This window comes from Phyllobacterium endophyticum (assembly GCF_003010935.1).
GTDB classification, from domain to species: Bacteria; Pseudomonadota; Alphaproteobacteria; order Rhizobiales; family Rhizobiaceae; genus Phyllobacterium; species Phyllobacterium endophyticum.
The window spans coordinates 906591-930466 of sequence record NZ_PGGN01000001.1; the positions used below are offsets into that span (position 1 = coordinate 906591).

Here is a 23876-nt window from a genome sequence, read left to right on the forward strand (position 1 = left end):
CGTCAGGGCCTGCGGGCTCTATACTTGATGGTCTCAAACCTCGAACTCAGCGCATCATAAAGCAGAAGACGGCCGACCAGCGGCTCGCCGATGCCGGTGATGAGCTTGATCACCTCGGTCGCCTGCAGCGTGCCGATCACGCCGGGCAGGACGCCGAGCACCCCAGCCTCGGCGCAGGCCGGTAAAAGCCCGGGCGGCGGCGGCGTGGGGAAAAGATCGCGATAGGACGGGTTCGGCTCGCCCGCCGCGTTTACAGCGTAGGGCATGAGGGTCGTTACCGATCCGTCGAACCGTCCGAGCGCCGCCGATACCAGCGGGCGCTTCTGCTCGAGGCAAACATCGGCCAGCATGTAGCGCGTATCGAAATTATCGGAGCCATCGACGACGATATGATAGCGGCTGACGAGATCGGCCGCATTGTCCGGCGCAAGACGCATCTCATGCGCCTCGACCGTCACGTGCGGGTTGATGGCGGCAATGGCGCGCGCCGCGCTCTCCACCTTGGGCGAGCCGACGAGCTCGGTCGAATGGATGATCTGCCGTTGCAGATTTGACAGCGAAACGCGATCATCATCGATCACGCCGAGCGTGCCGACGCCGGACGCCGCGAGATATTGCAGCACTGGCGCGCCCAACCCGCCGGCGCCGACGACAAGCACGCGGGCTCGCTTCAGCTTCTGCTGGCCGGGCCCGCCCACTTCGCCGAGGATTATGTGGCGGGCATAGCGCTCGATTTCAGAAGAGGTGAGGGGCGTGATCTGCTGTTGGGTCATGACGCTGTTTTACCCGCCCCCATGCTGGAGAGAAAGCAATTTCACAAAAGCCTCCGGGCGGGCAATCACGCAAGAAATTTCAGCCCGCCAATGCCGGCAACGATGAGCCCGATACAGACAAGGCGGACCACCGTCGCGGGTTCGCCGAAAATGTACATGCCGAGCAGCGCCGTGCCCACGGTGCCAATGCCGGTCCACACCGCATAGGCGCTGCCGACAGGCAATTCACGCAAGGCAAGGCCAAGCAGAACGACGCTGATGATCATGCTGCCGGCGGTGAGAATAGTGGGAGTGAGCCTGGTGAACCCATCGGTATATTTCAGGCCAATGGCCCAGCCGATTTCAAAGAGACCCGCCAGAATGAGTATTGTCCAGGCCATGACGACCATCCTTCACTGTTTGATCGGGCCGTCCCGGATTGTCTGGAAACGCTTGGGAAGCGTGGAGGCCGTCCTCCGTGGAATAATGTATGGATGAGGGTATGGATTGGCAAGCCAGCGGCAAAATGAGGTCTTGTCAGGCGATTTGCTAGCTTGCGACGAAAGGAACCTTTCTTTGGGCTTCGCCTTTGAAGGAACATGGAACATGGATCCAAGATGAAGCACTTCCACAAAGGCGCGCGCGTTGAATGGAACTGGGCCAATGGCACGGGCAGCGGCAAGGTCGTCGAGCAGTTCACCAAATCCGTGACCCGCAGGATCAAAGGTGTCGAGGTCACGCGCAAAGCGTCGCCGGAGGAGCCCGCCTACATGATCGAGCAGGACGATGGCGGAAGGGTTCTGAAAAGTGCTTCGGAGCTCAAGCCGGCAGGATAGCTCGCGATAAGCTCATGAGCTCAGAACAGGCCCCCGGGCTTGATTGCTGCAGGCGCCTTCATGACAATCAGCAAGAGCGGTGTCGCCGGCCAATAGCGCTGCTTCGGCATTCTCGCTTGACGCATTTTCATTCGAATATTCGCAGCCGCATAAACCGGTTGGTAACCATCATTCTTCATCCTCCATAAAGTCAGCATGGCGGCGTGGGCGTTTTTTCGCTCCCCCTGGCCTCAGTTTTGCCATGGGAATAGTGGTTTTGCCGGGCTGACGCGTTGGTGTTTGAGCGTGGGTTGCGTGTATCATGGGGTTTGCAGTCAAGACAGCCAGGGGCGGCAAGCTCTCTGGCGAGAAGGGTCGTTACCGCGGCCGCCGGTTCCTGTCCGCAGCCTTGCTCGCGGGCGCAAGTGCCTTGGCTTCGGTTGGCGCACTCGTTGCCATGGCGACCATGCAGGGCGCTTTCGGCTCCCATGCCGGGGGTAACGGTGCTTTCAATCACGCGGAACGGACCTTTTCGGCCCATTCCGTGGCGCTTGTCGGACCTATGGACGACACATACAAATCCTCGAAATTGCCGCGCCTGCCCGAAGTGAAACACACGCCCTGGCAGGCCAGCACCATGGAGGAAGGTGCGGTGATAGCGCCTACCGGCGATATTGTCGTGCTGAGCCAGCCAACTGCGAAGATAATGGCGCAAGTCCATCATCCTTTGCCAGCCGAGACCTTCGGTGCACGGTTCGATGTGGTCCGGACAGGACCCTTGGCCGAAGATGCCTTCGGCGCGCGCGCGTCTGGTCTCGACACGATGCAGGTCGCCTCGATCCAGACCTACAGCGCTTTCGACGCTGCGCCTCCGGTGACCGCGCCTTCCGCTCCGGCGCCTGCCATTGCGCTGGCAGCCTTGGAGGATTCACCGCCGCCGGTCGGTACCCTGCCACAGGGCCCGTTCAGTCTCGTCCTCGCCGAGGATGAACCAGCCGCCGCCGATGACATGAGCGCTGTACCCTTGCCAGGAATGCGGCCAAGGCGCGCAGCGGGCGATGCGGTCCTGCCCACGGCGAAGACCTTGAAGCGGGCCGCCCCGCCAATGCTCGCCTATGCACCGCAGGACAATGCCATCCAGGATAATGCGCCGAGCTACCGGCCAGCGCCGCTCCTCGCCTCGCGGGGGCGTACCGCCGTCTACGATATCTCGGCAGCGACGGTCTATATGCCCAATGGCGAGCGGCTCGAAGCGCATTCGGGGCTTGGCCCCATGCTCGACAATCCGCGCTTCGTGCACAAGAAGATGCGCGGTGCGACGCCGCCGCATACGTATAAACTGACGATGCGCGAGGCGCTTTTTCACGGCGTCGAGGCGATAAGGCTCAATCCCGTCGATCCCAGCAAGATCTTCGGTCGGGACGGTCTCCTGGCGCATACCTACATGCTCGGGCCGCGCGGCGATTCGAACGGGTGCCTTGTGTTCAAGGACTACCGACGCTTTCTCGCCGCCTTCAAGCGGGGCGATATCACCCAGCTCGTCGTCGTGGCGCGCCTGCCCGCCGGATCGCCGCGCGTCGCCTCCAGATAGACCGGGAGACTGTCCCGCAATCGGCGCATGAGCCCTGGCAATTCTTGAACCAATGCCCCGGCTTTGCGTTCTCCCTTTTCGATGCGTTCAAAGGGAGATGATCATGAGCGAGATGAACCTGTCCGATCTTGCGGCGAAGATGCGGGAGATCGACATCTGCATGTTGATGACCCATACCGACAATGGCGCTATCGCCGGCCGGCCGATGAGCAACAACCGCGATGTCGAATATGATGGCGATTCCTATTTCTTCACTTGGGACAAGTCGCGCATGACCAGTGATATAGAGGGCAATTCCAAGGTAGCCCTGACGTTCCAAGGCGCCAAGGCGTTCTCGATCTCGCTGGAAGGCGAAGCCGAACTGGTGCGGGACAAGGAGGCATTCAGGGAACACTGGACGCCGGATCTCGACGACTGGTTCAAGGAAGGCGTCGACACGCCGGGTGTCGTGATGATCAAGGTTCATGCGACGCGCGCGCATTACTGGGACGGTATGGACGAAGGCGAGATCAAAATCGAATAGTTCGCGCCCGGAACATTTCTCCGGGCCATGACTTACCCGAAAGCACCTTAGCAAGGAGAACGTCATGGCCACACGTGCTGAAAAGATCGATGCCCTCAAGGCGCTCGTCGCTTCGCAAATTTCCGATATCCTTGACACGGTCTATCCGGCCGAAGCTGTCGATATCACGCCATTGATGGAGCGCAAGGGCGAGCTCGCCGGATTGGTGGCACTCTATCATGCTGCGGAAATTGCCGAATCGGCGAACAAGCAAAGCACCTATAATCTCGGCAACATCATCTAGAAAGGAGTGCCTATCCAAGCGAGGCGATGATCTCCCGGTAGGCGGCTTCGGGAAATGCCTTCATTGTTTTTGTGCGGACATTGCCTTGCACAGCAAGTTTCAGCGCGAACCGTGCCATCACTGCGTCATCGGAAGCCTCGGCAATGACCACCATGTCATACTCTCCCATGGTAAGATAAATGTCCTTGAAGGAACCGCCCATCTCGCCCAGCAGCTTGCGCGCTGCGTCGAGCCTTGCGGGCGAGTCGCGCACGTTCTTGACGCCAATCTCGGTCCAATTGATCAAAACTACATAGGTTATCATGGCAAACCTCCGGCGCGGTCCGGTTTGCACCACAGGCCGCGAATTGATCCGCCTCCCGCCCGGAAGGATCATACGCCTGCGACCCCAAGCGGGCAATTACACCGGAGTGCTGAGTTAGCGTAAGTAGATGCTTACCTATCGAGGTATACCCGAAGCCTTGCCAGTGCGTCGTCCCAATGGTGTGAAATGCTTTCGAGATAGACGCGCAATTCTTCGAGAGGTTCGGGTCGCAGGGCAAATTGGCTCTCGCGCCCAACCCTGCTGCTGATGACCAGTCCTGCCGCTTCAAGAATCCGCAAATGCTTGGTGACAGCTTGCCGCGTCAAGTCTGTGCCCGCCGACAGACCAGCAATCGAGCGGCTTGGTCCATCACTGAGCTTTGTCAGCAGCGACAGGCGAGTGCGATCACCCAAGGCAGCAAAAAGCGGTGCGGGATCGCGGCCGGCACCTTCATTCAACATGGGCTTTTATATTCTTGATCTGCTCGGTCCAACCGCCCTCATTCATGCGCATTGCTTCCGGCATGCGATGCGGTGGGAGACCATTGAAGCCGGATTCGACAACAGTCAATTTGGTGCCTTCACCAGCGGTCTCGAGCTTGAACTCGACCAGCGTCGGCGTCTCCTTCGAGTAGTCCACATCGGGTTCGACGGCGTAAGGATGCCACGTGAAAGCAAAGAGATGTGGCTCGTCCATCGCCGTTACGGTTGCCTCCCACTTCAGATGTTCATAGCCCGGATAGGCGATGCGGCCGGTGCTGACTTCTCCGGTTCTGAACGGGCCGTCCAACTTTACGCGAAACCATTCACCAAACTCGGTGTAATCCGTCAGCGCCCGCCAGACGCGCTCTATGGGTGCGCTGAGTTCGATACTTTTTTCGATGCGATCAGACATAAGGCAACTCCCTGTTGCTCTTATAATGCCCGTCTCAGAATAAATATGCAACCATATGGTTGCATATTTATTCAATCTTGGGCAATTCGCCGGTGCCGCAAAGGCGCTCAATAATCCATGGCTGCGCTGGGCGGGATTGCGGCCGCAGGCTGTTTCTTGGGGCGTTCGGCAATCATCGCTTCCGTGGTTACCAGCAAGCCGGCGATGGAGGCGGCGCCCTGCAATGCACTGCGCACCACCTTGACCGGATCGATGACACCCATCGCAAACAAATCGCCAAATTCGCCGGTTTGCGCATTCCAGCCGAAGGCGAAATCCCCGGTCTCGCGCAACTTGCCCACGATAAGCGATCCTTCAGCGCCGGCATTGTCGGCGATCTGACGAATAGGGGCTTCGATGGCGCGCCGTACGATTTCGATCCCGACGCGCTGATCGGGATTGCCCCCTTGCATGCCGTCAAGCACCGCAGCTGCCCGCAACAGCGCCACTCCGCCACCCGGAAGCACGCCTTCTTCGACCGCCGCCCGCGTCGCGTGCAATGCGTCATCAACCCGATCCTTCCTCTCCCTGACCTCGACTTCGGTTGAACCACCGACCCTGATAATTGCGACGCCGCCGGAAAGTTTTGCCAGTCTCTCCTGCAGTTTCTCGCGGTCGTAATCAGATGTCGTGTCCTCGATCTGCGCCTTAATCTGGGCAATGCGCCCGTCGATCTCCGACCTTGCGCCAGCGCCGCCGACGATCGTCGTGGTCTCTTTGTCGATCAGGACCTTCTTGGTGCGCCCAAGCATATCGAGCGTCACGCTTTCAAGCTTGATGCCGAGATCCTCGCTGATCGCCGTTCCACCGGTGAGTATCGCGATATCCTCAAGCATGGCCTTGCGGCGATCACCAAACCCTGGAGCCTTTACGGCCGCCACATTGAGGCCGCCCCGCAATTTGTTGACCACGAGTGTTGCAAGAGCTTCGCCTTCAACGTCCTCGGCAATGATCAGCAACGGCTTGCCAACCTGGACAATGGACTCGAGGATGGGCAGCATCGCCTGCAAGTTCGACAGCTTTTTTTCGTGGATGAGGACATATGGTTCGTCGAACTCAATCCGCATCTTCTCCTGATTGGTCACGAAGTAAGGAGAGAGATAGCCGCGGTCAAACTGCATGCCCTCGACGATTTCAAGTTCTGTTTCCGCTGTTTTTGCTTCCTCGACAGTGATGACGCCCTCGTGCCCGACCTTGCCCATGGCATCGGCGAGGTACTGACCAATTTCCGTGTCCCCATTGGCAGAAATAGCGCCAACCTGGGCAATTTCGGAATTGTTTGAAATCCTTCTGGCGTTGCGTTTCAGTTCTTCGACAATGGCGTCAACCGCGATATCGATTCCGCGTTTCAGATCCATCGGATTCATACCTGCCGCTTCGGCTTTGGCGCCTTCAAGGACAATCGCCTGGGCGAGCACTGTCGCCGTGGTGGTGCCATCTCCGGCAACGTCGCTCGTCTTGGAAGCGACCTCACGCAGCATCTGCGCGCCCATATTCTCGAACTTGTCCTCGAGTTCGATTTCCTTGGCAACAGTTACGCCGTCCTTGGTGATGCGCGGTGCGCCGAACGACTTGTCGATGACGACATTGCGCCCTTTGGGCCCAAGCGTCACCTTCACCGCATTGGCGAGCATGTCGACGCCCTGCAGCATGCGGTCACGGGCTTCAGAACTGAATTTGACTTCTTTTGCAGCCATCGTAGTTCACTCCCTGGTTCGTGAGGGATTTTTGTTCCCCCTGGAAACACTTCGGAATCCGTCAGGACTCACTCTAGTGCACGCATGAATCCACAGGGATGATATCATGGACGGCAGAGCATTCGTACTGGTGATAGGGGCTCACCACGGCCGGAGATGCACTATGATCACTCGGCCGACTGAGGCTGGACGAAAACTGCGAAAGGTCCCGCTTCAACCCGGCCGTTTGGGAATATCAAGACCGCGTTGCACTGCCGGTCGGGCAAGGCCACGTTCCAGCCATGCGGGAACGCGCTTCAGATCGTCGAACGCGACGAGGTCCCGGGCGCCATAGAAGCCGACGAGGTTGCGGACCCAGCCGAGCATCGAAATGTCGGCTATGCCATATTCGTCCATGATCCAGTCCCGCCCTTCGAGACGGGTTTCGAGCACGCCGAGCAGTCGCTGCGCCTCGTCCCTGTAGCGCTCGAGCGGGCGCTTGTCTTCATAGTCGCGTCCGGCGAACTTGTGGAAAAAACCGACCTGGCCAAACATCGGTCCTATCGCGGCCATCTGGAAGAATACCCACTGGATGGTCTCGTAGCGCCGGGCAGGTTCCTGTGACATCAGCCTGCCGGTTTTCTCGGCGAGATAAAGCAGGATGGCGCCAGATTCGAAAAGCCCCAGCGGCTTGCCGCCTGGTCCGTCCGGATCGATGATCGCGGGAATCTTGCCATTCGGGTTCAACGACAGAAATTCCGGTGTCCAGCTCTCATTTTTGCCGATGTCGACCGTATGGGGCTCATAAGGCAGCTCGAGCTCCTCCAGCGCAATGGAGATTTTAACGCCATTGGGTGTCGGGAATGAATAGAGCTGCAGGCGGTCCGGATATTTTGCGGGCCAGCGACTGGCAATTGGAAACGCGGATAAGTCTGGCATACGCAACACCATCGGGTGACTGGAAGTTAATCTCGGTGGGCCGCAGCGGGCCCGATTCTCCCCTGGAGGGTAGCACGGGGCAACCGGGTGTTCTATCGCGCGAGAAAAAATTGGCCCGGTTCCGAACGCCGGGCCAATCTGGTAGAAAAGCTCCGGCTTCGGGCGTGATACTGGCAAGTATCCACTTGAAATGTTGGCACCGCTGCTTCGCGTCAATCGCGTGTAAACAGGCGATATCCCCGCTCAGCGTTGCTCTACGTTGCCATGCGCCACCTCGAAGAACTGCGCACGGCCTTCGAGGCTCCCGAAGAGAGCCTTGTCGGTACCCGTCATGAAGGCCTGGCCGCCCAGTTCATCGATAATGTCGAATAATGCTGCCCTGCGGCCCTCATCGAGATGCGCGGCGATTTCGTCCAGAAGAAGGATCGGCGCCATGCCGGCAAGTTCGCCGGTGAGGCGGGCGTGTGAGAGAATGAGGCCGATTAGCAATGCCTTCTGCTCGCCGGTCGAACAGTGTTCGGCAGGCATGGCCTTCGGGCGATGGCGGACGAGCAGATCGGAGCGATGCGGCCCATCAAGCGTGCGCCCGGCGGCCCGATCGCGCGAACGGCCATCATGCAGGGCGCGCCGAAAGCCTTCCTCGACATCGGTCGCGGCTTCCATGCCAACGCGCTGTTCCATTTCCCCTTCAAGCAGGCAATCCGCTTTGGGGAAAGGCGTATCATCGGGCAGCCGTTCGATCATGCCGTTGATCAGGCGCATCAGCTCCGCCCGGGCTGCGGCGATTGCGATGCCAAGTTCGGCCATCGGTATTTCGATCGCATCGAGCCAAGAATCGTTGCCACGCTCTTCGGTAAGCAGGCGGTTACGGCTGCGCATTGCCTTTTCATATTCCAGAACCCGTTTGCCATGGGCCGGATCGATGGCAAGAACCATGCGGTCGAGGAAACGCCGCCGGTCAGCGGCCGGTCCTGTGAACAACCCATCCATGGCGGGCACCAGCCAGAGTATCCGCGAATAGTCGAGAAGCTCATCGGCCCCGCTTGCAGTCACTCCGTTGATGCGGACTCGGCGGGCATTATCTCCAGCTATGTTTCCGGCAAGGCCGGTGCCGATATCGACCGTACCCTCGGCCGTCTCGATGGCGGCGTGGATGGCAAAACCGTCGCTCGCATTGTTGCGTGTCACGTCAGTATAGGTTGCGCGCCGCAGACCGCGGCCAGGCGAAAGGAATGATACCGCTTCGAGGAGATTGGTCTTGCCCGCGCCGTTCTCTCCGGTCAGCACCACGTGAGACGGCGCCAGCCGCAGCGACAGGCCTTCATAATTGCGGAAGTTGGCAAGCTTCAACCGGCTGATCGAAACGCGTGCCGGCTTGCCCGCGTCCGTATCTGGATCATCGGCCATCAAATCTATGCTTCGCGGTACTATACCCGCATTGGCATGAGCACATAAAGCGCATTTTCATCGCCCGTATCACGCACCAGCGTTGGCGAGCCTGCATCGGCCAGCATGAAGATCGCTTCCGACCCCGTCAGCTGCCCCGTGATGTCGAGCAGGTATTTGGCATTGAAACCAATTTCGATCGGATCCGAGTCGTAATCGGCGGCAAGCTCGTCGGTGGCGCTGCCTGAATCGGGATTGTTGACGGTGAGCGTCAACTGGCCATCGGCGATCGTAAGCTTGACGGCGCGGCCGCGCTCGCTGGAGATCGTCGAGACGCGGTCGACGGCGGAAGCAAAGCTTTGCCGGTCGATCGTCAGCTTCTTGTCATTGCCCGACGGGATAACCCGCTGGTAGTCGGGGAAAGTCCCATCGATCAGCTTTGAGGTCAAAACAACCGAACCAATGGTGAAGCGGATCTTGGTCTCCGACAGTTCGACGGTCACTGCAATGTCGGGATCATCGACCAGTTTTTGCAATTCGGCGACGGTTTTGCGCGGAATGATGATGCCGGGCATGCCCTCTACGCCAGAGGGCGCGTCAAGCTCGGCACGGGCAAGCCGGTGACCGTCAGTCGCGACCGCCCGCAGCTTCAGCGCGCCATCGCTCTCTATCGCATGCAAATAGATGCCATTGAGGTAATAGCGCGTTTCTTCGGTGGAAATCGCAAACTGCGTGCGGTCGATCAGGCCCTTCAGCGCGGTCGACGGCATGCGGAACGTATGGGTGAACGTGCCAGCGGTCAGCTCGGGAAAGTCCGATTGCGGTAGGCACTGCAGGCGGAAACTCGACCTGCCCGATGTAACCGCCATCGAATTGCCGTCCGCGTTGGTTGCAAGCAACACTTCCGCGCCATCGGGCAATTTGCGCACGATATCGTAAAGCAGATGCGCTGGAACCGTCGTGGCGCCAGCCTGGTTGACCTGGGCGGCGGTTGCTTCCGTAACTTCAAGGTCGAGATCGGTCGCCTTCAGCGCAAGGCTGGCGCCATCGGCGTTCAGCAGAACATTCGACAGGATCGGAATGGTATTGCGCCGTTCAACCACACGATGCACATGGTTGAGCGACTTGAGAAGATTGGAACGTTCAAGAGTTACACGCATGATAAACCGGTCTCGCTGACTTCAATTCCAGCCAAAGCACCGCGGGTTTGCCGCACTTTTCTGGCGAGGGAAACGCAATTTTCCCAGGTCAAGCAAATTGGCAGATATTTACCGCAAAAAGCAAGTCTGCGGCTGGCAACACCGTGCCATACCGCTGGCTTTCTGTTGATAAACCTATTGTGCCTGATCGTTGATCAAACGCTTGAGCAGTTCCAGCTCCTGCGACAGTTTCTGGTCCTTGCCAACGATGTCCTCGATCTTGCGGACAGCATGGAGGACTGTCGTGTGATCGCGGCCACCGAAGCGACGGCCGATTTCCGGCAGTGAACGCGGTGTCAGCGTCTTTGCAAGATACATGGCGATCTGGCGCGGTTTGACGATTGTGCGCGTGCGGCGGTTGGATAGAAGGTCCTGCTTGGAAACGTTGTAATGCCTCGCGACGATACGCTGAATCTCCTCGATGCGAATGCGCTTGGCTTCTCCGCCGCGCATCAAGTGGCTCAGCAGCTCATCGACCCGGTCTACGGAGAGATTGGGCTCGAAGGTCTGGCGGAACAGGAGCTGATTGAACGCGCCTTCAAGTTCGCGGCCGCTGCCGGTGACGGATTGTGCCACGTGATCGAGAATTTCCGGGGAAATGTCGAGCGAATGATCCTCCTGCTGGGCCGCAGCCAAACGGCGCTTCAGGATTTCGAGGCGCATCGCATAATCCGGCGAGATCATTTCCAGCGCAACACCACCCTGCAGCCGCGAACGAACGCGCGGGTCCAGCGATTCAAGTTCCGACGGCGGCCGGTCGGCAGCAACGACGACCTGTTTGGCACTGTCAAGCAAGGTGTTGATGAGATGGCAGAACTCGTGCTGGATCGACTTGCCCTGCAGGAATTGCATGTCGTCGATGATCAGCAGATCGATGTCGCGCAGCTGCTCCTTGAACGAAAGCGCGTTGTTGTCGCGAATTGCCGTTGCAAAGCGCCACATGAAATATTCGGCGGTGAGATAGACGACGCGAGCCCGTTCCGGCCGCTTGAGTGCCTCGGCGGCAATCGCCTGCAGTAAATGTGTCTTGCCCAGACCAACGGACGCGTGAATGAACAGCGGATTGAAGCGCACGGCGCTCGCGCCTGCGTCAGCAATGGTGCGTGCGGCGGCAAGGGCGACGCGATTGGGCGAGCCATCGACAAAGGTATCGAATGTGTAGCGCGGATCGAGCGGCGAGCCGAAGACGGAGTTCTGGGAACGATCGGCGAAATGCGCCGGCGCCTTCTTGTCAAGCGTGGTGTTTCCGACTGGAAAAACCGGCTTTTCGCGTGTGAGCGGACCCCGATCAGCGCGAACGGCGATTTCCGTATCGCAAGCCGGCCTGGCGGCGCGGCTGGCGCTGCGGAAAACGATTTCTACCTTCAGCGTCTGCTCGTCTTCTTCACGCCACAGGGCCGTAATCATGTCGCTATAGTGATTGTTGATCCACGAACGCAAAAACGCCGTGGGTACCGATAGGCGAACGATGCTCTTGGAAGTTTCGTCGAGCTTCAGCCGCCCGAACCAGCTCGAATAGACCTCGCTTCCAAGCTTGGCTTTCAATTTGAGTTTGACGCGCTCGAAAATCAATTCGCCCTGACTGGCCGCAGTATCCACATTTTCCCCTTCCATATGGAGCGCGATCATCGCTGTTTTCGAGCCGTCCTCCATAATCCCGCTGGTCATTGTCATCGCCTCATCCTGATATTGTCGATCGGGTCACATGTGCCCGTGTTTCTTTCACGCCGGCCCGGTGCGAGCCATGCAAGTTGAATCGTGCGCCGACCCCCTGTGGTCAGCCAAATGGTCGAAGCTAGTGGGTAGAAGGTGTGACGACGCGGTGCCGGACTGAATTTATTTGGCCCAGAATACTTATGACTACCACGTTCGCATCCCTCTCAAGTTTCGGCGCAGTAAGACTCACGCCCGGCTCGCGCCAGCGTCGTCTACTCACTCATTTTTTGAAACAACTCAAATCGCAAGGACTTGAGTACTGACAAAATCTACTCGTCACGCAAACTATGAAATCTGCGCCCGACCCTACATTTACTAAGCCTGTTAAATGGGTTTTGCCCCACCCCTTCGATGTCTGGACCTTACAAAAACCTTTGTAGGAAGAGCAAGTGCGCACCAAGGGTTTTTTGATGAATTAAAGGTTAACGATTTTGCATTTTTTTTAACTGTCTTCGACCCAGCGGGGAAAAATCGTTCGGATTCAAAGCCTTTTTTGGGCTCCCCATTTTGTTGCAGTGCGGACTCATGCGCCTGAAAAAAAATATTAAATTATCGCTTGACAGAGGCTGAGGCCGGAGATTCTCCCCGTGTGGTTTGCACTGTAACCGCTTCCTTCCGTAACCCATTGAAAATACTCAAAAAAGCATGGTTGACGCTTTTTGTCCTAGCTTGTTTGTGACTGCCTCATGTCATGGTTTTGATAAGGCACGATCTTTTCCTCGGGAAACGAATTTATTCCCAAAAAAGCGCACAAACAAAAAACCCGGCTAAAGAAGTAGCCGGGTTTTCATATATAAAAATGGAGTGTCGGATCAGGCTGTCATGCTCTTCAGGCGGGCCGACAAACGGGACACTTTACGCGAGGCGGTGTTCTTGTGAAAAACGCCCTTCGATGCAGCGCGCATCACTTCCGGTTCGACCGCCTTGAAGGCGAGGGAAGCGGCTGCCTGATCGCCACTTGCCACGGCATCTTCAAACTTGCGAAGGAAGGTGCGCACGCGCGAACGGCGGGACTTGTTGACTTCGGTGCGGGCTTCGATCTTGCGCGCCGCTTTCTTGGCCGAAGGAGTGTTGGCCATGGTGCCTCTCTTTTCTGTCAGCTAGTCGGCAGCATGGAAGCGGCCGTCACAAAATAATAGGGCGGCCAAGGGGCCACCGAACGTTGTCGGGCTTATAGATGACGTTTGCTTTTGCGTCAACTTGGAATCTGCGCTGAAAACCATGTTATCGCAAGACATGCACTGATGTGGTCCCGCCATATCGCCTGCCTTCCGTATAGACGTGAGAGGAGCGAGAAGGAACGGGTCATCTCACCGGTTCTTGAAGTTCGGCGCACGCTTTTCGGCAAAAGCGCTCATACCCTCGTGCTGATCGTCAAGAGCAAACATGGAATGAAAGACGCGGCGCTCGAACCGCAGCCCCTCGGCAAGCGTCGTTTCATAAGCGCGGTTGACGGTCTCCTTGGTCATCATGACGACAGGCAGCGAGAAGGATGCGATTTTGCCGGCAGCCCTCATGGCTTCCCCGATCAGATCACCGGCGGGAACGACACGCGAGACCAGGCCGCTCCGTTCCGCCTCCGCAGCGTCCATCATTCGACCGGTCAGGCACATATCCATCGATTTCGACTTGCCCACAAAGCGCGTCAGCCGCTGCGAACCGCCCATCCCTGGCATGACGCCAAGCGTGATCTCCGGCTGACCGAATTTCGCCGTATCGGCGGCAATGATGAAATCGCACATCATGGCGAGTTCGCAGCCACCCCCGAGCGCATAGCCGGCCACGGCCGCTATCAGCGGCTTCCGGATGCGTGTCACCCGTTCCCACTCGCTGAAATAATCTCCGAGATAGGCGTCGGCAAAATGGAGGCTCAACATCTCCTTTATATCAGCACCCGCTGCAAAAGCCTTTTCCGACCCGGTAAGAACGATCGCTCCAATGTTGTCGTCCTTGTCGAAAGCCTCCAGCGCCTCGGTAAGCTCGGCCAGCAAGGCTGAATTGAGCGCATTGAGTGCCTGAGGGCGATTGAGTTGAATAAAACCGACCTTCTCGCGTGTCTCGACGATGATATTTTCGTACGGCATTCGAAATCTCCTCCAATCAATGCTGGCAGACAGGGCAATAAAATGTCGAGCGCCCGCTTTGAACAATACGCGACACCGTGCCATGGCAACCCGCGCGCGGGCAAGGTTTGCCTTCACGGTCATAGACGGAAAACGAGTGCTGAAAATAACCGAGCGCGCCATCGGCCTGCCTGTAGTCCTTCAGGCTCGATCCACCAGCTTTGATCGCATCGCCGATAACGGAGCGGATTGCCAGAGCGAGTCGCTTCGACATGTCCGTTGCCGTACCATTTTCGCCGGAAATACTACCCGCCATGCGCGAGGGCAAGAGTTCAGCTCGCCAAAGCGCTTCGCATACATAGATATTGCCAAGCCCGGCTATCAGTTTCTGGTCGAGCAGCGCTGCCTTCAGCGGAGCGGCCTTACTGGCGAAGAGCCTTGCCAGCAAAGCGCCATCGAGACGATTGCCGGTCGGGTCTGTCCCGAGATCCTTGATCAGTGGATGCGTATTGAGCTCTCCGGGTTCCGCAAGCAACATGAAGCCGAAGCGTCTCGGATCATTATAGACGATGCGTCGCTTGCCACTTCCCGTGCCGAGATGCAGCACGACATGATCGTGAACCGAACTCTTGGAGCGATCGTGATGAAAAAGGCCCGGCGTTTCACCGCCATCTTCGTGTTCGATGCGATAGGAGCCGGACATGCCAAGATGGCTTATGAGGCTGAGCCCGTTATCGAGATGAGCAATGAGATATTTGGCGCGGCGTTCGAGCGCGCCTATGTGGCGGCCCGTCAGCCTTTCAGCAAAACGCTCGGGGAATGGGAAACGCAGATCAGCACGTTTCTGGTCTACGGCGACAATCGTCGCCCCCTCCATGACCGGCTGCAGGCCCCGCTTGACTGTTTCAACCTCGGGTAACTCAGGCATCTGGTGACGGAGCCCCCGTTCCCTTCAGGAAGCTCTTGCCGTGCAAGCCAGGCTCAATGCCGAGGTGGGTGGCGATTGTCTCGCCGATATCGGCAAAGGTCGGGCGAATACCGAACGACGCGTGGGGAAGCCCTGGGCCGTAGCAGAGGACGGGAACGCGCTCGCGCGTGTGGTCCGTACCCTTGTATGTCGGGTCACAACCATGATCGGCGGTGAGGATCATCAGGTCTTCGGGCACTAATCTCGCCATCAATTCCGGGAGCCGCCGGTCGAAGGCTTCCAGCGCTGCCGCATAGCCGGGCACATCGCGGCGATGGCCGTAGAGCATGTCGAAATCGACAAAGTTGGTAAAGACGAGATCACCGTCCCGCGCCTCGTCCATTGCAATCAATGTCTCATCCAGAAGCGCCATATTGCCATTGGCCTTGCGAACCTGACCAACGCCCTTGTGGGCATAGATATCTCCGATCTTGCCGATGGCAATGACTGTGCGGCCAGCCGCCGTCAACCGGTCGAGCAAGGTCGGCTCCGGCGGCGGCACGGAATAATCGCGGCGGTTGCCGGTACGCCGGAACGTTTCGCGCGTCTCGCCGACAAAGGGTCGTGCGATCACTCGGCCGATATTAAGCGGATCGACGAGTTTGCGAACAATTGCACAGAGCTCGTAAAGCCGCTCCAGACCGAAATGATCCTCGTGCGCGGCAATCTGGATGACGGAATCGGTGGACGTGTAGAAGATGGGCTTGCCGGTGCGGATGTGCTCTTCGCCGTACTCGTCGATGATATCGGTGCCGGAGGCATGTTTGTTACCGATCCCGCCGGGAATGGACGCAAGGCGCATGGCGTCCGCGATGAGGTGGTCGGGGAAGGCAGGTATCTGCTGGGGGAAATAGCCCCAATTGAAGGTAACCGGCACTCCGGCGATCTCCCAATGGCCGGATGGCGTGTCCTTGCCGTTGGAGACTTCTTCCGCTGCGCCCCAAAGTGCCGAGGGAACGGCAATTCCCGGGGGAAGGGCGAATCCCGACGCAAGATTTGCCGCGTGGAGAAGGCCGAGCGCCTGCAGGTTCGGCAGTCCAAGCGGACCGGACCGCAGCCCTGTTCGATCGCCGCGTCCGGCCGCGCAAGCCTCGTAGATGTGGCCAAATGTGTTCGAACCTTCGTCTCCGAATGCCTTTGCGTCCGGTGCACCGCCGATGCCGAAGGAGTCGAGTACGAAAAGGAAAGCGCGAGACATGCCTCACTCCAATGGGATCAAGAACCCACAGATAGGTCAAACCTTGCGCAATGACAAATCCAGGTTCGAAGTGACGGAAAATACGCCTAGCAGTCGGAACAGGCGACGGACTTACCCTGCCTGACGCGTCCATAGGATGTCTTCGGCATGGTCAGTCCCACCGCTGAAACGCCTGCCGCAGTCGTTACCGTGTCGTTGATGACGAAAGCCATCAGCGGCACATAGGCAATCTTCATTTCGACGCGGATGACGGACGTATCCGGAATCAGCACATTTGCATCGAGAGCCACGGCACTGCCGGCCGCGTAGGGTGTCGTATAGGTCAGATTTACTTTGCGCCTCGACCACGCCACCGTCGCCACATTGGTCGCGGAGACATTGATGGCCGTGATCGTGATCTGGGGGGTGTCGCGTCGATAGGGATAAAGCGCAGCTTCCCCGATATCCATGATGTTGGTGATTTCGGCCTTGGTGATTGTCGGCTGGCGCGTGACGAGATCCGCCACCATGGTCGTGGCGCGGCCGAGATTCTTGTTCAGGTCGATACCCGCCGTTGTCTCGACGCTGCCCATATAAAGGACGATCATGACCGGTGCGATGAGCGCGAATTCGATCGCCGCGACGCCGCGTTTGTCCTTAAGCAACGCACGCGCATTCTTCAACAGGTTCATCATAGCCATTGCTTGTTTCTTATTGGCGTTCATGCGGCACATACTTTCCCAGGCAGAAGGCTCACGTCGCTTTAGAGATACGGCTCGTTTTTCCAGGTTGCGGTCGACAGGAGCAATGTCTTGCCGGTACCATCGATGCTCTCGAGACGAGGCTGCATGAGGTTGGTGAATATCGGCCAGCGATAGAAGACCCGCAGCTGATTGATGGTGTTGGCTCCGCCAGGGGTGCTATTGAATCCTGTCGCGTCAACGTCCCCGTTGGGCAGCAAAGGCAGGGTCTTTGGAACAGCCGCGAAGGTTGCGTAGGTGCGCAGATCGACGAACAGGTCGGGACAGTTTGGTGCCGGCATCAGGAGCCTGCTGCAAACCATCTGCTTCAACTGCGTCAAGGTGAGTGCCTTGATTTCTCCGGTGCGCACCTGGCGCGCGATATCGTCCGTTGTGTTCGCCATCACCTGCTGGGCGGTAAAGCTCAGGCTCACTTCGATGATGGCAAAGATCAGCAGAAAGAACGGCAGGGCAATGAGCGCGAACTCGATGGCAACCGTGCCACGCCTGTTGAGCAGGAACCGGGCGGCAAGCGGCTGTTGAGCGCCTTCCGGCACGCCACCAACGCTTTTGGCCGACTGGCAATCATCGATAAACTTATGGACTTTTCCGAACATTGTTTCCCCGCGCAATCAGCACCGGGGAAGTCTTACAGGCGAGACGTTAGAATCTCGTTTGATGGCAGGCGCAAATTGCAGGAGATAGATTTACTGTTTCTAAACCTATATGGCGCCCGGCCTAGCCGCCACCTCCGCCGATCTGAGTATCCGATGCCTTTTCCGCTTCCGTCTTCTGCGCAGTTTCGCAGTAGGGCGTGCATGATAGCGTCTGCACAAAGGCGCGGCGGTAGACGCGGGTCGTATTGGCAACGCTGCGGCTGACCATGACCTGATCGTCAACGATAGCGGCGCCGTCGGCATCGATGATGACGATGTTCGTGATGCCGAAGCCCTTGCCGGTCAAAACGACGGTCCGTGCGTCCTTGACGACAGCATCGGCAATTTCCGGGTCCCCGACGACCACCGTATCGGCAGGGCGCGCGAGCTTGAGGATTCTTGCCTGGTTCATCACGATGTGGATGCCTGTATCGGCGGCAGCCATATCCGGCACAGCGGCGGCCAGAGCCATTACGGCTGCGAGCCCACAAGAACGAATACTTAGGCTTTTGATGGGAACCATGGCGATCGCCTTCTAAAAAATGTCAAATCAACCATGGCGGCGATTGGTGAAGGAAGGCTTAAACCGGGAGGAATAGTATTAAGTATAATATCCCGTTCCAGCCGGTTGAACGCAGATCAGCCGATTCCTAGAATTTGAAACAAATCGGATTGCCAGCTTTTACCTCTTGGAGACGCGGTCAGGCGTTACATGGTGTTTACTGTTCCCTAACGGTATTTCTTAAGCCGAATGCAATGGGGGCACTCTAGTTTTCGAGGCGACGCGGACGCCAGAGGCATGAACGAGATCGATATGAGACTTCCGGTAAATATCATCCTGAAGGCGTTTGCCGGCTGGCTGCGGAACAGATCAGGGACGACTGCCATCGAATACACGCTGATCGCCTCGATCATCAGTCTTGGCATAATGGTCGGGGCAGGCATGCTCGGCACTTCCGTCGGGGAATTGTACACGGGCCTCGCTCAAGATCTAACTAAGGCCTCGAACCAATGACCAGGCACATGTCGACCAGTGCGGTGGAACGGAACCATGACTGAAGCAGCCATTCTCGTCATCTTCCCCTTTGCCATGGTCTTTGCCGCCACGTCAGACCTTCTGTCGATGACGATCCAAAACAGGGTTTCGCTTGTTCTTGTACTATCTTTTGCGGTGCTCGCGCCTCTGACCGGCATGCCATGGGATGTTTACGGCATGCACTTTGTCGCCGGCGCGGCGGTTCTGGCTGCTACATTCGCTCTGTTCGCTGCGGGAACGATGGGAGGCGGAGACGCGAAGCTGATGACTGCCACCGCGATCTGGCTGGGTTGGAACCTCGAATTGGTGCAGTATCTATTAAGCCTTTCGGTCTTCGGCGGGATGCTGACATTGGCGATCTTGCGGTATCGCAGCTCGTTCCTGGCCCAGGCTTACACTCAAAAGTTCGAATTTCTTCGGCGCCTTGCAAAAAAGGACGAAGGCGTTCCCTATGGTATAGCGCTAGGTTTGGCGGGCTTGCTGGTTTTCCCGTCATCGCCGTTGGGCTTGTGGGTTGTGGAGCGCCTTGCGCAGAATTGATCATTCGCAGTGCATTTGCCTGCTGAAACGGTAAATATTAAGCGCCGTTAATCATACTTTTAAGCAAAGCGTTAACCTTAATTACACGATTGCCAAGTCAATGTGCGCCTTAAGTATCAAAGACGAAAGTCTAATGGGGCGCAATCAATGCAAAAAGCTCGTCTGATCATATTGGTTGTAGCGGTCGCCGCTGCAGGTGCGGCTGGCTATATAGCCACGCAAATGAAGCCCAATGTCACGGTCGTTGCCGAGGCGGTTCCCCAGATCGAGTTGCAGGATGTTCTCGTTGCCACCGAGAACCTCGGCGTTGGCGCCGAAATGCAAGGCCAGATGCGTTGGCAGCAATGGCCTGCCGCCGCTATCGCCGATGGCTACATCAAGCGCTCCGACCGCCCCAATGCGGAGGAGGAGTTGAAGGGATCGACAGTCCGCTTGCAGATTTTTCCGGGCGAACCGATCCGCGAAGCCAAGTTGATCGGCAAGGGCCAGAGCTTCATGTCGGCGCAATTGCCCGCTGGGATGCGTGCTGTCGCTACGCAAATAGCCGCCGAAACCAGCGCAGGCGGATTTATCCTGCCTGACGACTACGTCGACGTGATCATGATCAGACAGATGGAAGGCGAGCAAAAGCAATACGCCACCGAAACCATCCTGAGCAACATTCGCGTGCTGGCGATCGACCAGACGATCCAGGAAGACGAGAAGGGCGAAAAGACCAAGGTCGGTTCCACGGCTACGCTCGAGCTCACGCCGGAGCAGGCCGAGATCCTGACTGTCGCGCAGCAAATGGCCGCGCGCCTGTCATTGGTTCTCCGCTCCGTTCAGGACGCGCAGGAACAGACAGGCCCCGGTGCCGAATACCTCGTGAACTCCCCCGGACGCGCAGGCAATGTGAAGCTGATCAAGTCGGGCACGGTAACCGAAATCCTTGGGCGGAAATAGCAAATGGGAAACGAGACGAAGACCATGTTCCAATACCGTTTCCTTCGGTCACTCACCGCCGTGGCGATCGTCGCCGGCTGCGCTGTGGCGCTTCCTCCGACGCAAGGAACGGCGCTTGCCGAGAGCAACGTCGTGCGGCTCAACCAGGGCCAGGGCGTCAACAAGCGCATCAATCTCGGCCTCAACAAATCGCTCGTGGTCGATCTTCCGGCCGATGCCTATGACATTCTCGTGGCGAATCCGGCAGTTGCCGATGCGGTGACCCGGACGGCGCGCCGTATCTATCTCTTCGGCAAGCAGGTCGGACAGACAAATATTTTCGTTTTCGGTCCCAATGGAGAGCAACTGGCAAGCTTCGACCTCGTGATCGAACGCGACGTTGCCGGACTTGAAGATGCGTTGAAAAAATACATTCCGGACTCGAATATCAAAGTCGAGTTGATGAACGACAACGTCATCCTGACAGGTTCGGTCCAGACACCGCTCGATGCGAAGCGGGCGACCGATCTCGCCACGTTGCTTGTTTCAGGCGGCGAGGCGACGACGGGGCAGTATCAGCAGAGTTCTGTCAGTGGCGGTGGTGGTGGTACCAGCGTCGTCATCGGCGACAATGACGAAGCGCGGCAGAAGAGCAAGATCGTCAATCTGATTCAAATCGCCGGTGATGATCAGGTCACGCTGAAGGTGACTGTCGCCGAAGTCAGCCGAACCGTGATGAAGCAGCTTGGCGTCAATCTCATCGGTTCCACCAAGTCCGACGGTATCTTTTTCAGCTCGGACAATCTTGCCTCGCTAGCAGGCAAAGCGCTGTCCAACACAGGAATATCCGCTCCCATTTCGATCGGCAGTACGACCATCGACGCTTATCTCAATGCCATGGAGAGCGCCGGGGTTATGAAGACACTGGCCGAGCCATCCTTGACGGCAGTGTCCGGTCAGCAGGCTACATTCAAGGTAGGTGGCGAATACAACCTCATTACCGGGCAAAGCGTAACAGAGAATTCCAGAACTGGTGTTGAACGCTCCGCCTATGAGATTTCGAAGATCGAGTACGGAATTGGGCTCGAATTCGTTCCCGTTGTCTTGTCACCGGGACGGATCAGTTTGAAGGTCCGCACATCGGTTTCTGAACCCACGATGGAGAGTTCCGTGAGTTTGGCTGCGGGCGGAAACCCTCATGCTGATGGGTTCTTTAACAAAAACAGGGCACCCGCGCCCTCGACGAATCTCATATCCATTCGCAAGCGACTTGCAGACACGACTGTGGAACTTCCTTCAGGAGGGTCCATGATGATCGCCGGACTCATGCGGGATGAAAACCGATCCGCGATATCTGGCCTTCCAGGAATGTCCAAGATTCCAATTCTTGGCACACTTTTCCGTAGTCGCGAGTTCGTCCGCAATGAGAGCGAGTTGGTAATTATCATCACTCCTTACCTCGTCCGTCCGGTCGCTCGCTCTGCGCTTGCCCGACCCGACGACAATCTCAATCCTGCGAGTGACGCCGCCGGTATTTTCCTTGGCAAGGTCAATCGCGTCTACGGCACGAACGAGGCCAGCCTGCCGGCGGGCCAGTACGAAGGCACTGTTGGATATATCTACAAATGAACGGGAAACGGATCATGTCGAACGCAAGCACAACAATCCGCATGAAGCCGATCCTGGTCCTGCTGGCGGTGACGCTCCTTGCAGGCTGCGCCCAGAAACGCGATGTAACCGCGGGTATTCCCGACGATTACCGCACCAATCATCCGATCATCATCTCGGAGAAGGAGCAGGTCGCGGACATCCCCGTCGGCCACGCGGATACAAGGCTGTCGATAACGCAGCGCAGCATCGTCGAGCACGCGGCGGCCAACTACCGCTCGAACGGTTCCGGCGTCATCCATATCCTTGTTCCAGAAGGCTCCGCCAATGGACGCGCTGCCGCAAGACTGCGCGGTGATATCGCAGCGACCCTGCGCAAAAACGGGGTGAAGCCTTTCAACATCTCCAGCGAACGTTATCAGGCGGGGCCTGAGGAATCCGCACCCATACGCCTTTCCTATTCGGCAATGACAGCCTCCACCAATAAATGCGGCCAATGGCCCAAGGATCTACTCGAAACCGCTGCAAACAGGCACTACGCCAATTTCGGCTGCGCCAGTCAGAACAATTTCGCTGCACAGCTCGCCAATCCGGCCGACCTGCTGGGACCGCGCGCCACATCCCCGATCGATGCGGAACGGCGGATCGTGGTGATCGACGATTACAGAAACGCCCCGACGCCCGTCATGAGCACCGGACGCGAAGTCGAATACTAGGCCCGGAGCGAACGAGCGACATTTCGAGAAGCGGAACGATAAAATGAGTCAAGTGGCCTTCGACAAAGATACCAAGGCGGGAGATGGCGGCGAACCCTCTCCTCCGATGAACCTGCACGCACACCGGCCGATACCCCGGATTTCCATCCAGGCGTTTTGCGAAAGCGACAATGTCGCACGACAGATCGCCCGCGCAAGCGATGACAGGCGGATGGCGAAGACCCATGTCCAGGTGCACATGGGCGGCGTCGATACCGCTGTCGAGCTTTTTCAGACTGTGCCGACGCCCAATCTTATCCTGCTCGAGACGTCGGCGGCTCCGCGCGACATGCTGCAGAGCCTGGCGGCCTTGTCAGAGGTCTGCGACCCTTCAACCAAGGTCGTCATCATTGGACATTTCAATGATGTATGGCTCTATCGCGAACTGATCCGAAACGGCATCTCAGAATATATGGTCGCTCCGATCGATCTATCGGAGATCATCGGGGTCATCGGCGGACTTTTCGTCGATCCGGAAGCAAAGCCGCTCGGCCATTCGATCGCTTTCATCGGCGCCAAGGGCGGCGTTGGTGCCTCCACCATGGCCCACAATATCGCCTGGGCAATTTCGTCGCTTTTCAAGAACGAAGTCGTGATTGCCGACATGGACCTGCCCTATGGTACCGCCAACATCAACTTCGATCAGGACCCGGCCCAGGGGATTGCCGAGGCCGTGTTTTCACCGGAGCGCATCGACGATGTCTATCTCGACCGGCTGCTCGCACAATGCGCCGAACATCTCTCATTGCTCGCTGCACCATCCACACTGGAACGTGTCTTCGATTTCCGCGACGATTCGTTTGCGCACCTCATCGACGTGGCGCAGCGTTCGGTACCCCACGTCGTCCTGGACGTGCCGCATACCTGGAATGGCTGGACACGCACGACCCTTGCCAGGGCCGACGAGGTTGTCATCGTTGCATCACCGGAACTGGCAAACTTGCGCAACACCAAGAACCTGCTCGATACGCTCAAGCAGCTCCGGCCCAATGATGCTCCGCCAAGGTTGATCCTCAACCAGGTCAATGTCCCCAAGCGTCCGGAAATCGCACCTCTCGATTTTTGCAGTCCGCTCGGGCTTCTCCCCGTCGCGACGATCCCCTTCGATCCTGCGCTGTTCGGCAACGCGGCGAACAATGGCCGGATGCTGGCGGAAACGGACGGGGCGAACCCCATCGTTCAGAGCATTAACGAGATCGCGCATATCCTGACGGGACGCATGACGCTGAAGCCCAAGCGCAAGCCGGGGCTTTCTTCCGTCCTTTCCCGGTTGAAGCGCAAGAAACAGTCGTGAAC

General features: G+C 57.9%; 27 protein-coding genes. 10 read left to right on the forward strand and 17 right to left on the reverse strand.

Going from position 1 to position 23876, the window contains the following annotated elements; all coding sequences use genetic code 11:
• Window positions 1–2 precede the first annotated feature (2 nt).
• The gene (locus CU100_RS04260) at window positions 3–773 is read right to left on the reverse strand and encodes a molybdopterin-synthase adenylyltransferase MoeB (protein ID WP_106715264.1); all 771 of its coding nucleotides are present in this window, start codon (window positions 771–773) and stop codon (window positions 3–5) included.
• A gap of 65 nt (window positions 774–838) precedes the next feature.
• The gene (gene sugE / locus CU100_RS04265; protein WP_106715999.1) at window positions 839–1153 is read right to left on the reverse strand and encodes a quaternary ammonium compound efflux SMR transporter SugE; all 315 of its coding nucleotides are present in this window, start codon (window positions 1151–1153) and stop codon (window positions 839–841) included.
• Window positions 1154–1351: 198 nt separating this feature from the next.
• Here sugE and CU100_RS04270 point away from each other — a divergent pair, with 198 nt between their 5' ends.
• From CU100_RS04270 to CU100_RS04285, 4 genes are all read left to right on the forward strand, one after another.
• Window positions 1352–1588 (forward strand): hypervirulence associated TUDOR domain-containing protein, encoded by a 237-nt coding sequence (locus tag CU100_RS04270; protein WP_245418907.1) that lies wholly within the window; start codon window positions 1352–1354, stop codon window positions 1586–1588.
• Window positions 1589–1889: 301 nt separating this feature from the next.
• Complete coding sequence (locus tag CU100_RS04275; protein ID WP_106715265.1) at window positions 1890–3158, forward strand: DUF2778 domain-containing protein; 1269 nt, start codon at window positions 1890–1892, stop codon at window positions 3156–3158.
• A 103-nt stretch (window positions 3159–3261) separates the two neighbouring features.
• Entirely contained in the window at window positions 3262–3681 is a 420-nt protein-coding gene (locus CU100_RS04280) for a pyridoxamine 5'-phosphate oxidase family protein (RefSeq protein WP_106715266.1), read from the forward strand.
• Between the two features lie 64 nt (window positions 3682–3745).
• On the forward strand, window positions 3746–3964 hold the full coding sequence (locus CU100_RS04285) for a hypothetical protein (protein ID WP_106715267.1): 219 nt from the start codon (window positions 3746–3748) through the stop codon (window positions 3962–3964).
• 10 nt (window positions 3965–3974) lie between these two features.
• Here CU100_RS04285 and CU100_RS04290 read toward each other — a convergent pair whose 3' ends face one another.
• From CU100_RS04290 to CU100_RS04360, 15 genes are all read right to left on the reverse strand, one after another.
• Entirely contained in the window at window positions 3975–4268 is a 294-nt protein-coding gene (locus CU100_RS04290; protein WP_106715268.1) for a GYD domain-containing protein, read from the reverse strand.
• Window positions 4269–4399: 131 nt separating this feature from the next.
• Entirely contained in the window at window positions 4400–4729 is a 330-nt protein-coding gene (locus CU100_RS04295) for an ArsR/SmtB family transcription factor (protein WP_183635486.1), read from the reverse strand.
• Window positions 4719–5162 (reverse strand): SRPBCC family protein, encoded by a 444-nt coding sequence (locus CU100_RS04300; RefSeq protein WP_106715269.1) that lies wholly within the window; start codon window positions 5160–5162, stop codon window positions 4719–4721. The genes CU100_RS04295 and CU100_RS04300 overlap by 11 nt, the downstream gene beginning before the upstream one ends.
• 107 nt (window positions 5163–5269) lie before the next feature.
• Window positions 5270–6898: a chaperonin GroEL gene (groL, locus tag CU100_RS04305; RefSeq protein ID WP_106715270.1), complete on the reverse strand. Its 1629-nt coding sequence runs from the start codon at window positions 6896–6898 to the stop codon at window positions 5270–5272.
• 213 nt (window positions 6899–7111) lie between these two features.
• Window positions 7112–7816, reverse strand: coding sequence for a glutathione S-transferase family protein (locus CU100_RS04310; protein ID WP_106716002.1), 705 nt, complete (start codon window positions 7814–7816; stop codon window positions 7112–7114).
• Window positions 7817–8059: 243 nt separating this feature from the next.
• Window positions 8060–9223 (reverse strand): DNA replication/repair protein RecF, encoded by a 1164-nt coding sequence (gene recF / locus CU100_RS04315; protein WP_106715271.1) that lies wholly within the window; start codon window positions 9221–9223, stop codon window positions 8060–8062.
• 20 nt (window positions 9224–9243) lie between these two features.
• Window positions 9244–10362: a DNA polymerase III subunit beta gene (dnaN, locus tag CU100_RS04320; protein ID WP_106715272.1), complete on the reverse strand. Its 1119-nt coding sequence runs from the start codon at window positions 10360–10362 to the stop codon at window positions 9244–9246.
• A 174-nt stretch (window positions 10363–10536) separates the two neighbouring features.
• Complete coding sequence (gene dnaA / locus CU100_RS04325) at window positions 10537–12030, reverse strand: chromosomal replication initiator protein DnaA (protein WP_407070309.1); 1494 nt, start codon at window positions 12028–12030, stop codon at window positions 10537–10539.
• Between the two features lie 899 nt (window positions 12031–12929).
• Window positions 12930–13196 (reverse strand): 30S ribosomal protein S20, encoded by a 267-nt coding sequence (gene rpsT, locus CU100_RS04330; RefSeq protein ID WP_106715273.1) that lies wholly within the window; start codon window positions 13194–13196, stop codon window positions 12930–12932.
• A 231-nt stretch (window positions 13197–13427) separates the two neighbouring features.
• Window positions 13428–14201 (reverse strand): enoyl-CoA hydratase, encoded by a 774-nt coding sequence (locus tag CU100_RS04335; protein WP_106715274.1) that lies wholly within the window; start codon window positions 14199–14201, stop codon window positions 13428–13430.
• A 16-nt stretch (window positions 14202–14217) separates the two neighbouring features.
• Window positions 14218–15108, reverse strand: a complete 891-nt coding sequence (gene mutM, locus CU100_RS04340; protein ID WP_106715275.1) for a bifunctional DNA-formamidopyrimidine glycosylase/DNA-(apurinic or apyrimidinic site) lyase — start codon at window positions 15106–15108, stop codon at window positions 14218–14220.
• Entirely contained in the window at window positions 15101–16345 is a 1245-nt protein-coding gene (locus tag CU100_RS04345; protein ID WP_106715276.1) for a phosphopentomutase, read from the reverse strand. The genes mutM and CU100_RS04345 overlap by 8 nt, the downstream gene beginning before the upstream one ends.
• A gap of 86 nt (window positions 16346–16431) precedes the next feature.
• Window positions 16432–17025 (reverse strand): TadE/TadG family type IV pilus assembly protein, encoded by a 594-nt coding sequence (locus CU100_RS04350; RefSeq protein ID WP_170113726.1) that lies wholly within the window; start codon window positions 17023–17025, stop codon window positions 16432–16434.
• 62 nt (window positions 17026–17087) lie between these two features.
• On the reverse strand, window positions 17088–17681 hold the full coding sequence (locus CU100_RS04355; protein WP_106715278.1) for a TadE/TadG family type IV pilus assembly protein: 594 nt from the start codon (window positions 17679–17681) through the stop codon (window positions 17088–17090).
• A 121-nt stretch (window positions 17682–17802) separates the two neighbouring features.
• Window positions 17803–18192: a pilus assembly protein N-terminal domain-containing protein gene (locus CU100_RS04360; RefSeq protein ID WP_245418908.1), complete on the reverse strand. Its 390-nt coding sequence runs from the start codon at window positions 18190–18192 to the stop codon at window positions 17803–17805.
• A gap of 327 nt (window positions 18193–18519) precedes the next feature.
• Here CU100_RS04360 and CU100_RS04365 point away from each other — a divergent pair, with 327 nt between their 5' ends.
• The 6 genes from CU100_RS04365 to CU100_RS04390 all read left to right on the forward strand — a co-directional run bounded on the left by CU100_RS04365 (window position 18520) and on the right by CU100_RS04390 (window position 23874).
• Window positions 18520–18735 (forward strand): Flp family type IVb pilin, encoded by a 216-nt coding sequence (locus tag CU100_RS04365; RefSeq protein WP_245418909.1) that lies wholly within the window; start codon window positions 18520–18522, stop codon window positions 18733–18735.
• A gap of 36 nt (window positions 18736–18771) precedes the next feature.
• Window positions 18772–19296, forward strand: coding sequence for an A24 family peptidase (locus CU100_RS04370; protein WP_106715280.1), 525 nt, complete (start codon window positions 18772–18774; stop codon window positions 19294–19296).
• Between the two features lie 147 nt (window positions 19297–19443).
• Complete coding sequence (gene cpaB, locus CU100_RS04375; protein ID WP_106715281.1) at window positions 19444–20238, forward strand: Flp pilus assembly protein CpaB; 795 nt, start codon at window positions 19444–19446, stop codon at window positions 20236–20238.
• A 3-nt stretch (window positions 20239–20241) separates the two neighbouring features.
• Window positions 20242–21846, forward strand: coding sequence for a type II and III secretion system protein family protein (locus CU100_RS04380; RefSeq protein WP_245418910.1), 1605 nt, complete (start codon window positions 20242–20244; stop codon window positions 21844–21846).
• Window positions 21847–21860: 14 nt separating this feature from the next.
• A complete protein-coding gene (locus CU100_RS04385) occupies window positions 21861–22541 on the forward strand; it encodes a CpaD family pilus assembly protein (RefSeq protein WP_106715282.1) in 681 nt (226 codons plus the stop codon).
• A 43-nt stretch (window positions 22542–22584) separates the two neighbouring features.
• Entirely contained in the window at window positions 22585–23874 is a 1290-nt protein-coding gene (locus CU100_RS04390) for an AAA family ATPase (protein ID WP_106715283.1), read from the forward strand.
• Window positions 23875–23876: the final 2 nt, after the last annotated feature.

Excerpts from the sequence above, each read along its gene's own strand:
- CU100_RS04260 (WP_106715264.1), bottom strand. The coding sequence starts at position 773 with ATGACCCAACAGCAGATCACGCCCCTCACCTCTTCTGAAATCGAGCGC.
- sugE (WP_106715999.1), bottom strand. The coding sequence starts at position 1,153 with ATGGCCTGGACAATACTCATTCTGGCGGGTCTCTTTGAAATCGGCTGG.
- CU100_RS04270 (WP_245418907.1), top strand. The coding sequence starts at position 1,352 with ATGGAACATGGATCCAAGATGAAGCACTTCCACAAAGGCGCGCGCGTT.
- CU100_RS04275 (WP_106715265.1), top strand. The coding sequence starts at position 1,890 with ATGGGGTTTGCAGTCAAGACAGCCAGGGGCGGCAAGCTCTCTGGCGAG.
- CU100_RS04280 (WP_106715266.1), top strand. The coding sequence starts at position 3,262 with ATGAGCGAGATGAACCTGTCCGATCTTGCGGCGAAGATGCGGGAGATC.
- CU100_RS04285 (WP_106715267.1), top strand. The coding sequence starts at position 3,746 with ATGGCCACACGTGCTGAAAAGATCGATGCCCTCAAGGCGCTCGTCGCT.
- CU100_RS04290 (WP_106715268.1), bottom strand. The coding sequence starts at position 4,268 with ATGATAACCTATGTAGTTTTGATCAATTGGACCGAGATTGGCGTCAAG.
- CU100_RS04295 (WP_183635486.1), bottom strand. The coding sequence starts at position 4,729 with ATGTTGAATGAAGGTGCCGGCCGCGATCCCGCACCGCTTTTTGCTGCC.
- CU100_RS04300 (WP_106715269.1), bottom strand. The coding sequence starts at position 5,162 with ATGTCTGATCGCATCGAAAAAAGTATCGAACTCAGCGCACCCATAGAG.
- groL (WP_106715270.1), bottom strand. The coding sequence starts at position 6,898 with ATGGCTGCAAAAGAAGTCAAATTCAGTTCTGAAGCCCGTGACCGCATG.
- CU100_RS04310 (WP_106716002.1), bottom strand. The coding sequence starts at position 7,816 with ATGCCAGACTTATCCGCGTTTCCAATTGCCAGTCGCTGGCCCGCAAAA.
- recF (WP_106715271.1), bottom strand. The coding sequence starts at position 9,223 with ATGGCCGATGATCCAGATACGGACGCGGGCAAGCCGGCACGCGTTTCG.
- dnaN (WP_106715272.1), bottom strand. The coding sequence starts at position 10,362 with ATGCGTGTAACTCTTGAACGTTCCAATCTTCTCAAGTCGCTCAACCAT.
- dnaA (WP_407070309.1), bottom strand. The coding sequence starts at position 12,030 with ATGATCGCGCTCCATATGGAAGGGGAAAATGTGGATACTGCGGCCAGT.
- rpsT (WP_106715273.1), bottom strand. The coding sequence starts at position 13,196 with ATGGCCAACACTCCTTCGGCCAAGAAAGCGGCGCGCAAGATCGAAGCC.
- CU100_RS04335 (WP_106715274.1), bottom strand. The coding sequence starts at position 14,201 with ATGCCGTACGAAAATATCATCGTCGAGACACGCGAGAAGGTCGGTTTT.
- mutM (WP_106715275.1), bottom strand. The coding sequence starts at position 15,108 with ATGCCTGAGTTACCCGAGGTTGAAACAGTCAAGCGGGGCCTGCAGCCG.
- CU100_RS04345 (WP_106715276.1), bottom strand. The coding sequence starts at position 16,345 with ATGTCTCGCGCTTTCCTTTTCGTACTCGACTCCTTCGGCATCGGCGGT.
- CU100_RS04350 (WP_170113726.1), bottom strand. The coding sequence starts at position 17,025 with ATGGCTATGATGAACCTGTTGAAGAATGCGCGTGCGTTGCTTAAGGAC.
- CU100_RS04355 (WP_106715278.1), bottom strand. The coding sequence starts at position 17,681 with ATGTTCGGAAAAGTCCATAAGTTTATCGATGATTGCCAGTCGGCCAAA.
- CU100_RS04360 (WP_245418908.1), bottom strand. The coding sequence starts at position 18,192 with ATGGCTCTGGCCGCCGCTGTGCCGGATATGGCTGCCGCCGATACAGGC.
- CU100_RS04365 (WP_245418909.1), top strand. The coding sequence starts at position 18,520 with ATGAACGAGATCGATATGAGACTTCCGGTAAATATCATCCTGAAGGCG.
- CU100_RS04370 (WP_106715280.1), top strand. The coding sequence starts at position 18,772 with ATGACTGAAGCAGCCATTCTCGTCATCTTCCCCTTTGCCATGGTCTTT.
- cpaB (WP_106715281.1), top strand. The coding sequence starts at position 19,444 with ATGCAAAAAGCTCGTCTGATCATATTGGTTGTAGCGGTCGCCGCTGCA.
- CU100_RS04380 (WP_245418910.1), top strand. The coding sequence starts at position 20,242 with ATGGGAAACGAGACGAAGACCATGTTCCAATACCGTTTCCTTCGGTCA.
- CU100_RS04385 (WP_106715282.1), top strand. The coding sequence starts at position 21,861 with ATGTCGAACGCAAGCACAACAATCCGCATGAAGCCGATCCTGGTCCTG.
- CU100_RS04390 (WP_106715283.1), top strand. The coding sequence starts at position 22,585 with ATGAGTCAAGTGGCCTTCGACAAAGATACCAAGGCGGGAGATGGCGGC.